Origin of the sequence: Collinsella sp. LCP19S3_H3, from assembly GCF_052119145.1 — a bacterium.
GTDB lineage: Bacteria > Actinomycetota > Coriobacteriia > Coriobacteriales > Coriobacteriaceae > Collinsella.
The window spans coordinates 1-6,429 of the sequence record NZ_JBQKFW010000023.1; the positions used below are offsets into that span (position 1 = coordinate 1).

Genomic DNA, 6,429 nt, shown 5'->3' on the forward strand with positions numbered 1-6,429 from the left:
CGATATAACTAGCCATATATTTTTTAACAGTCTGCTTGTTTCTTTCGCCTTGTTTTTTTTAAGCTTTGTTTGAAATTCTATTTACTCGTGCTTGACCTAGTTTATCTTCCATATTTTTGAGAATTTCTTCTAACCCTGTCACTTCGCTCATGACGTTATCCCTAGAACAATCTTGATAAAACGGTTATCTTCAAAATCTGGTGAAACATCTACGATTTCCCATTCTTTGCCCACTGGTAAAGCTCTATAGTCGTCAATAACAACTTTATGTTTGTTGCTAGGGATATAGTCTTGGTGTGGATCCCGGATTTTAATTGTCAGCCCCTCTTTAGTTCCTTTTGCGTTCAATATTTCCATGTCTTTCATTGATGGATTGTAAGCTAAAGAAAAGCATTCATATAGCTTTTCGTTTTTTTCTTCTCCTGGCTCTGGTCCATCATTTGGAACAAATCCCCAAAATTCTACACGTGTTTTCAAACTACCACTATTAATTTTAGGCTTTTTATAATTAGGGTGTATCATCGTTGAACACCTCCGCATATTTTAAAGACTGCGCTAATATATCTGGCTGAAAATTTGTTTCGAAAAACTCTAATGAATCATTATAGGAATATCGGCTACGCTCAAATACAAGTTCTATGAAGATTAAATCACTTTCTGGTTTAACTGGATTGATCAAAGAATCAAGGCGCAAAAAAGAAGCGGCTAAAATTTCCGTTAACGATTCATCTTCCGACGTTCCAAAAATTTTCATCCGCTTCTTAAATTTTTCTAGGTTCAGATTGGCTAACTCTAATGCTTGTTCATTAGTCATTGAATCCCTCCCCTGTTATTTCAGATTTACAACAGCCCCGTCTGTTGTTGGCGTGACTTTTTCAATCACGGGGATTGCTACTTCCCCGTCTCTGGGTCTCCATTAATTGATAATGTCCATACAGCTGCAACTTTGTTGTCTTGTGCTTTACCAAACGCAAATTGTTTTGCAGTGAATAAACGACAATCTTCTAAAGCTAATGTTTGATCGTATTCTTTGATCACTAATGCTCCTGCAGCAAATGCATCGTAACGACCACTAACAAAAGTGGTAACTTTTCCAGATTTTTGGAAATCAGATTCCACAATCCGCAATCCAAAAGGTAATTTCGTAACCCAGTCCCCCATTGCATTACGAGAAGTAAACTCTGTTTCAATATCCAAAGCTTCATCCGGGCTCGCAACAATAACTACTTTCCCAGCGACAGAAATACGTTTGCCATTTTCTTTAACAGAATGGTATTTACGCATTTCTTTTAATTCTTTAATCGCTGTTTTTTCATCGGCAAAAGTTAAAGTTCCTGCTGCTTCTTTCTCTGGATAAGTAGTCACACCGTTTGAAGTAGCTCCCTTTGCTAAGTCACGAGTTAAACCAATAGGCTTATCGTTTCCATCGCCATTTAGGAAAGCATCTTCGAAGCCAACAGCAAATGCCTCTTTAATTTGAGTAGTTACATAACGTTTAATCCAAACAGGACCATATTCTAATAGATCGTTTGGTAATACTACAAATGCTGTTGCTTTGCTTTGTTTTGCATCGTCTTCGCTGAAGGTTGCATCTAACTGACCTTTAATTTCGCCGAAAATTTTACCCCAAACAATGGCACCTTTTGGATCAGATTTTAAGATTTTCAAGCGTAAACCTGTGTACTTTAAGCCTAATTCTTTTAATAATGGACGTTCTCTTGTTAAATCATTAAAAATTTCATCCACTGTTGTTTCAGGAAGTGGTTCTTCATCTTTCCAGCCTGTTTCAGTGACTGCGTTAAAGAATTTAACTTCTTGAGGTGTAATATCTTTATCCATTTTTGAAGCATTGATAAATTCTTCTGCTTCCATACGAGCTTCTTTTTTTGCTTCTGCTACCATGTCTTCTGCTAAAGCATTCATAGATGCTTCGTATAATTCATTTTGTTTTTCCTGTGGATCGCCATTTTTTACAGATTCAATAAAAGCTTTACGCTTTTCTTGATAATTGACCATTCCTTTTAAATTGATTGTCATATTTAAATTCCTCCTAAAAATGTGTATTAAAATAAGAACCTAGCAAACGGCGATTCGTTCGTGGGTTCTTTGGGTTCGATAGTTTGTTCAATTGTAATTTCGTTTTGCTTCACTTCTACGATTGCTTCAGCAATCATTTCTTTTAATTCTTTTTTATTGACCATTACTACTGGTTCGTTCTGCTGATTTTTTAGTTTTTTCACTTCATTGATAATGTCTTTTGAAATAAGACCACTTCCACCATCAGCAACCAATAATGGGCGTTCGGTATTTTCGAACATGATTTCATCCACAAAACCATTTTCAACAGCTTCTTCTGCGGTTAGCCATGTTTCTTTATCCATTAACGCTAAAATTTCTTCTTTGGCTTTACCTGTTTTTGAAGCATATGCATTAGCTAAAGAATTATTGGCTTTCTGTAAAATTTCACTTGCTTTGTCCATTGTGTGATAATCACCGCCAACCCCCATCGAGACATTGTGAATCATAATTTGACCAACTGGGCTAATGGCAACTGTGTTACCAGCCATCGCAATTATACTTGCAGCACTTCCAGCCATTACAATGTTTACTTTCACATGACCCTCATAAGAACGCAGAGCTGTGTATATTTCATTTCCCATATCCACAAGTCCACCATATGAATTGATAGTCACTTCAACATCTTCATTATTTGCAGGTAACAAATCTAAAACATCGTTCGGGGATGTTGCTTCCATGTCAAACAACTCATAGAACCATTTATCATCATTAGAAATGATTGGCCCATTAACTTTGATTTTCACTGTCATCTTCATCTTCACCCCCTTTCAATTTTTCATAGTTTTTAGTAATATGATGCTCGTTCATAAATGCTTCCTCTGATTCTTCATACTCAAAATCAATTAACACTTGGTTAGGCGTGAATACTCCAGAAGCAATTAATTTATCAATTTGTACAGCTTGTTCATACGGATCACGTTTAAGAACATTCATGATTACCACTCGTACACCTTGTTGGTACTCATATTTTTCCAAAACTTTATTATTAAGTTCTGATTGTAGTTTGTCCTTCAATTGAGTAATACAAAGTTTTTGATAGGCTTTTAGATTAAATTCTAGATCGGCCATTTCTCCATGTACTAATGCAGAAGGAACACCAATGGCACGACAAACATCATTGATTAATGACTTTTTCATTTGGTCCAATTCTTCCAAAGATTGATTAGACGAGCCCGTTTTATTTGTGTACTCTTCGTATTTAAAACCTTTCAGTTGTGGAACTATTGCTACTGAGTTATTTCTAAAAGATTTGTATATCTTATTAACGAATGCTTGTATTTTTTCTTGATCGGTTCTTCCATTTACGTCCTTTTTATCTCCATAACTACCTGTTTGATCAATAGATACACCTGCTCGAATTTGGTTATTTCGCATAGAAACTTCTAAGATACGGCCAAAAAGCTCACCATAATCATTGAATAGACCATCGGTGAACTTATCTAATTTTTCATTGTTATATTGAAGGTAAATAACCTCAGACATTTTAAAGTTTCTCTGATAGATGTAGTTTTTTATAGTTACTTCCGAAAACGTATCTTCGTATAGTGCATATTCATTTCTATAAAAATCATCTGCAATCAATAACTGATTATCATCGGAAACAACTACTAACACTTCGTTATTTTTTAAAAGTGTATAAAAGAATTTTTGCCAAAAATCATTCGCTGACATGTCTTTATTTGGGCGTACGTTTAGTAGATAGTCCCATTCTTCTTTCGTGGCACCTCTTATTTGTACTTGCGTTGTTGACATGGTCCTAGCGACAAAATTTAAAACAGAATCTAAAGCCCAGCGCTTTAAGTATGCTCTAGTAGATACGTCGTTTATAAACTCAAAATCCAACATTTCTTGAATAGCTTTGTTTTTAGCTGACGTACCTTTTAATAAGTCAAATAAACTCACTCATTCACCCCCTTTCCAAAAAATGGTAAAACTTAAATATTTGAAAAACTATACTTAAAATATTTATCAAAATTACGTTCGATTTTTTCTTCTGCTGATTGAATGACTTTCGTGTCCTCTTTTCTTAAAACATAAATTTTGAAATATACACTTGCCTCTAATAAGTAATAACGTAGCCTTTTCTTGACGTTTATTTCAATTACTTGATTTTCCATTCAATTCTCCACCTCTATTTTATTTTCCCTAAAAAATGACGACCCGATTTATTTTCTTTTTTTGCTGGCACATCCCATTTATAGCCGTTATGAGTAACGAATGTCTTTTTGAAATATGCAATATTGTTTCCATAAGCTGATTTCGTTGCCCTAACAATATTTAGGTATTGTGGTTTATACATAACTATCACTCCTTAAAAGTCTAATTCTTCTAATATATCGAATGCATCTTCAAAATTATAATCTGTGAGTTCATCTGCTAAATACATACCGCATACAAATGCTTTAAATCCATCTGTTTTCCTTCTAACTTCTTCTTTTTTTAAGTACGTCTTATTTCCATCATTGTTTGTCTTTACTAATACATTATTCGTGTACCACCGCATTAACGGATTTTCTCCAAAAATGATGTGTCTATTAGCAAACGCCGTTTCTATTCTCGGTGCAAGCAAACTATCGACTGCTCTAGGATTTTTTATCACAACCACTTCAAATCCCGCAGCTATTAGTAACGGTCTCAATACATCCATTCTGAAATTATCGGCAACAATTTTTGTAACTCCGTATTTATATCGTTGTTCAACAAACCAATCGACCACTGTTTGTGGCTCAATTGTAGCTCCATCAACTACAGATAATAATCCTCTGTTTTCCCATTCTTTTATCGGTGCGAATCGCTCTTTTGTTTGTTCTGATGCTTTCCTAGAGTATCCGTAATATATGTCTGCAAATTGCTTTCTAACAAATGAATGTGTTTTAAAAACATAGTCATCCTTATCTTTAAATAAAAGACCACATGCGGCAAAATCTCGCAAGCTAGCAAAGTCCAAACATCCAATTGCTTGTCTACCTTCTAAATTTGGTAAAGGACGATTGGTGTCCATTATTTCTTCGTAACTAGCCACTGATCTTTCTAAATCTGTAACTGGTAAATTCATTCTTTTAGTCATAAACTCTTCTCTATTTGACGGATCGTCCTCTAAGTCTTCATATTCTTCAAAAATAGTTTCTAAAAGGCTCTCGGCATACTCTGATAAAGGTTGATGAAACATCGGATTTGCTAATTCCCAGTTTTCTGATTCTGTCACTTGGTCTTCTGAATCTAATTTGCAAATAAAAGGGAAAATAGCATTAGGTCGACTAGAACCGTTTAACACTCTTTTGGCTTTTTCTTTAAGAGAATCTAAAAATCCCTCTCGAACATATCCATCTGTTCCTACATAAAATTCTCTAGGATTCGGCTTTTTTCCTAATCCAGAAATATGCACTTTTACATCTTTGTTCGAAGGGTATTGGTGAATTTCGTCGAAAGCCACCGCTCCATCTCTTAAACCATCTTTAGTATCGCCATTCGACGTTCTAAATCTTATATAGCTACCAGTTTTTTTAGAGGTTATAACTGTTTTCCCATACTCGAAAGCTTTTTGAAGTGTTTTATTTCGTTTGATTGTATTGTAAATTTCTTCGAAAGAAGTTTTTGCTTGATCTTCTGAATTCGCAACAATCGAAATATTGTAATCTAGAATTCCATGTAATTCAGTTTGTAAAAAATTAAGAACGACAGAAAGAAGACCATTTTTACCGCCACCACGGCCGAACATCCATAGAAATTTACGATAAAAATTTCTGTTATTCTTTTTAAAATACAAAAAGACGAAAGCAATCAAAAATTTTTGAAATGGCTGTAATTCAAAAAACCATTTTTCACCATAATTGATGCAATCGTCTATCATTTTGTCATTAAAATATATATCATCTCTTGAAAGTATATCTCTTTCTAGATACTCTATTAGTTCAATTCTTTCTTTATTAAGTTTTATTTCACCTTTTTTATATTGTTGTATATAGTAATCGACATGTTTTTGCTTAATCATACTAAGTCACTCTCGCTATAATTATCATCGTCAACGCTAGTCACTATTTTTGTTGATTCATCTAAATTAAGGTCTTTTCCCAAAGCAATCAATGCACGTGAAATTTTAACTTTTTCGGCGATTGCTGGATTGATTTTTAAGTATTTCTGCGCTCCGTTTTCAAACTCTACAATCGTTCCATACTTAGAAATAGACGAATTCATTTTTTTATAAAGCTTTACTAAATCAAGGTATCTCTCGACTTTTTCAACTTCTAGTTGATCGTTTTCGTCAATTTGACTCATCAACTGTTTTTTCAAATCTGCCATTTTCAATAGCAATCACCCCCCTATAAAAAAATTTAACGTATATTTTTAGAC

The 6,429-nt window shown here is 34.2% G+C and carries 9 protein-coding genes; all 9 read right to left on the minus strand.

Annotation, left to right across the window (positions count from 1 at the left end; genetic code table 11):
• Positions 1–147: 147 nt before the first annotated feature.
• Complete coding sequence (locus tag ACTQZF_RS08955; protein ID WP_002404844.1) at positions 148–522, minus strand: hypothetical protein; 375 nt, start codon at positions 520–522, stop codon at positions 148–150.
• On the minus strand, positions 509–814 hold the full coding sequence (locus ACTQZF_RS08960) for a hypothetical protein (RefSeq protein ID WP_441555092.1): 306 nt from the start codon (positions 812–814) through the stop codon (positions 509–511). Before ACTQZF_RS08960 ends, ACTQZF_RS08955 begins: the two co-directional genes overlap by 14 nt.
• 77 nt (positions 815–891) lie before the next feature.
• Positions 892–2,037, minus strand: coding sequence for a phage major capsid protein (locus tag ACTQZF_RS08965; protein WP_441555093.1), 1,146 nt, complete (start codon positions 2,035–2,037; stop codon positions 892–894).
• Between the two features lie 26 nt (positions 2,038–2,063).
• Positions 2,064–2,834: a head maturation protease, ClpP-related gene (locus ACTQZF_RS08970; protein WP_010707160.1), complete on the minus strand. Its 771-nt coding sequence runs from the start codon at positions 2,832–2,834 to the stop codon at positions 2,064–2,066.
• Complete coding sequence (locus ACTQZF_RS08975; protein ID WP_010707159.1) at positions 2,806–3,981, minus strand: phage portal protein; 1,176 nt, start codon at positions 3,979–3,981, stop codon at positions 2,806–2,808. Before ACTQZF_RS08975 ends, ACTQZF_RS08970 begins: the two co-directional genes overlap by 29 nt.
• Before the next feature lie 32 nt (positions 3,982–4,013).
• A complete protein-coding gene (locus tag ACTQZF_RS08980; RefSeq protein ID WP_002359532.1) occupies positions 4,014–4,196 on the minus strand; it encodes a hypothetical protein in 183 nt (60 codons plus the stop codon).
• Between the two features lie 14 nt (positions 4,197–4,210).
• A complete protein-coding gene (locus ACTQZF_RS08985) occupies positions 4,211–4,378 on the minus strand; it encodes a hypothetical protein (RefSeq protein ID WP_002358079.1) in 168 nt (55 codons plus the stop codon).
• Positions 4,379–4,390: 12 nt separating this feature from the next.
• Positions 4,391–6,070: a terminase TerL endonuclease subunit gene (locus ACTQZF_RS08990; RefSeq protein WP_002358080.1), complete on the minus strand. Its 1,680-nt coding sequence runs from the start codon at positions 6,068–6,070 to the stop codon at positions 4,391–4,393.
• On the minus strand, positions 6,067–6,378 hold the full coding sequence (locus ACTQZF_RS08995) for a P27 family phage terminase small subunit (RefSeq protein WP_002358082.1): 312 nt from the start codon (positions 6,376–6,378) through the stop codon (positions 6,067–6,069). The genes ACTQZF_RS08990 and ACTQZF_RS08995 overlap by 4 nt, the downstream gene beginning before the upstream one ends.
• Positions 6,379–6,429 lie beyond the last annotated feature (51 nt).

Coding starts and splice junctions, on each gene's coding strand:
- ACTQZF_RS08955 (WP_002404844.1), bottom strand. CDS start 522: ATGATACACCCTAATTATAAAAAGCCTAAAATTAATAGTGGTAGTTTG.
- ACTQZF_RS08995 (WP_002358082.1), bottom strand. CDS start 6,378: ATGGCAGATTTGAAAAAACAGTTGATGAGTCAAATTGACGAAAACGAT.
- ACTQZF_RS08985 (WP_002358079.1), bottom strand. CDS start 4,378: ATGTATAAACCACAATACCTAAATATTGTTAGGGCAACGAAATCAGCT.
- ACTQZF_RS08960 (WP_441555092.1), bottom strand. CDS start 814: ATGACTAATGAACAAGCATTAGAGTTAGCCAATCTGAACCTAGAAAAA.
- ACTQZF_RS08970 (WP_010707160.1), bottom strand. CDS start 2,834: ATGAAGATGACAGTGAAAATCAAAGTTAATGGGCCAATCATTTCTAAT.
- ACTQZF_RS08980 (WP_002359532.1), bottom strand. CDS start 4,196: ATGGAAAATCAAGTAATTGAAATAAACGTCAAGAAAAGGCTACGTTAT.
- ACTQZF_RS08965 (WP_441555093.1), bottom strand. CDS start 2,037: ATGACAATCAATTTAAAAGGAATGGTCAATTATCAAGAAAAGCGTAAA.
- ACTQZF_RS08990 (WP_002358080.1), bottom strand. CDS start 6,070: ATGATTAAGCAAAAACATGTCGATTACTATATACAACAATATAAAAAA.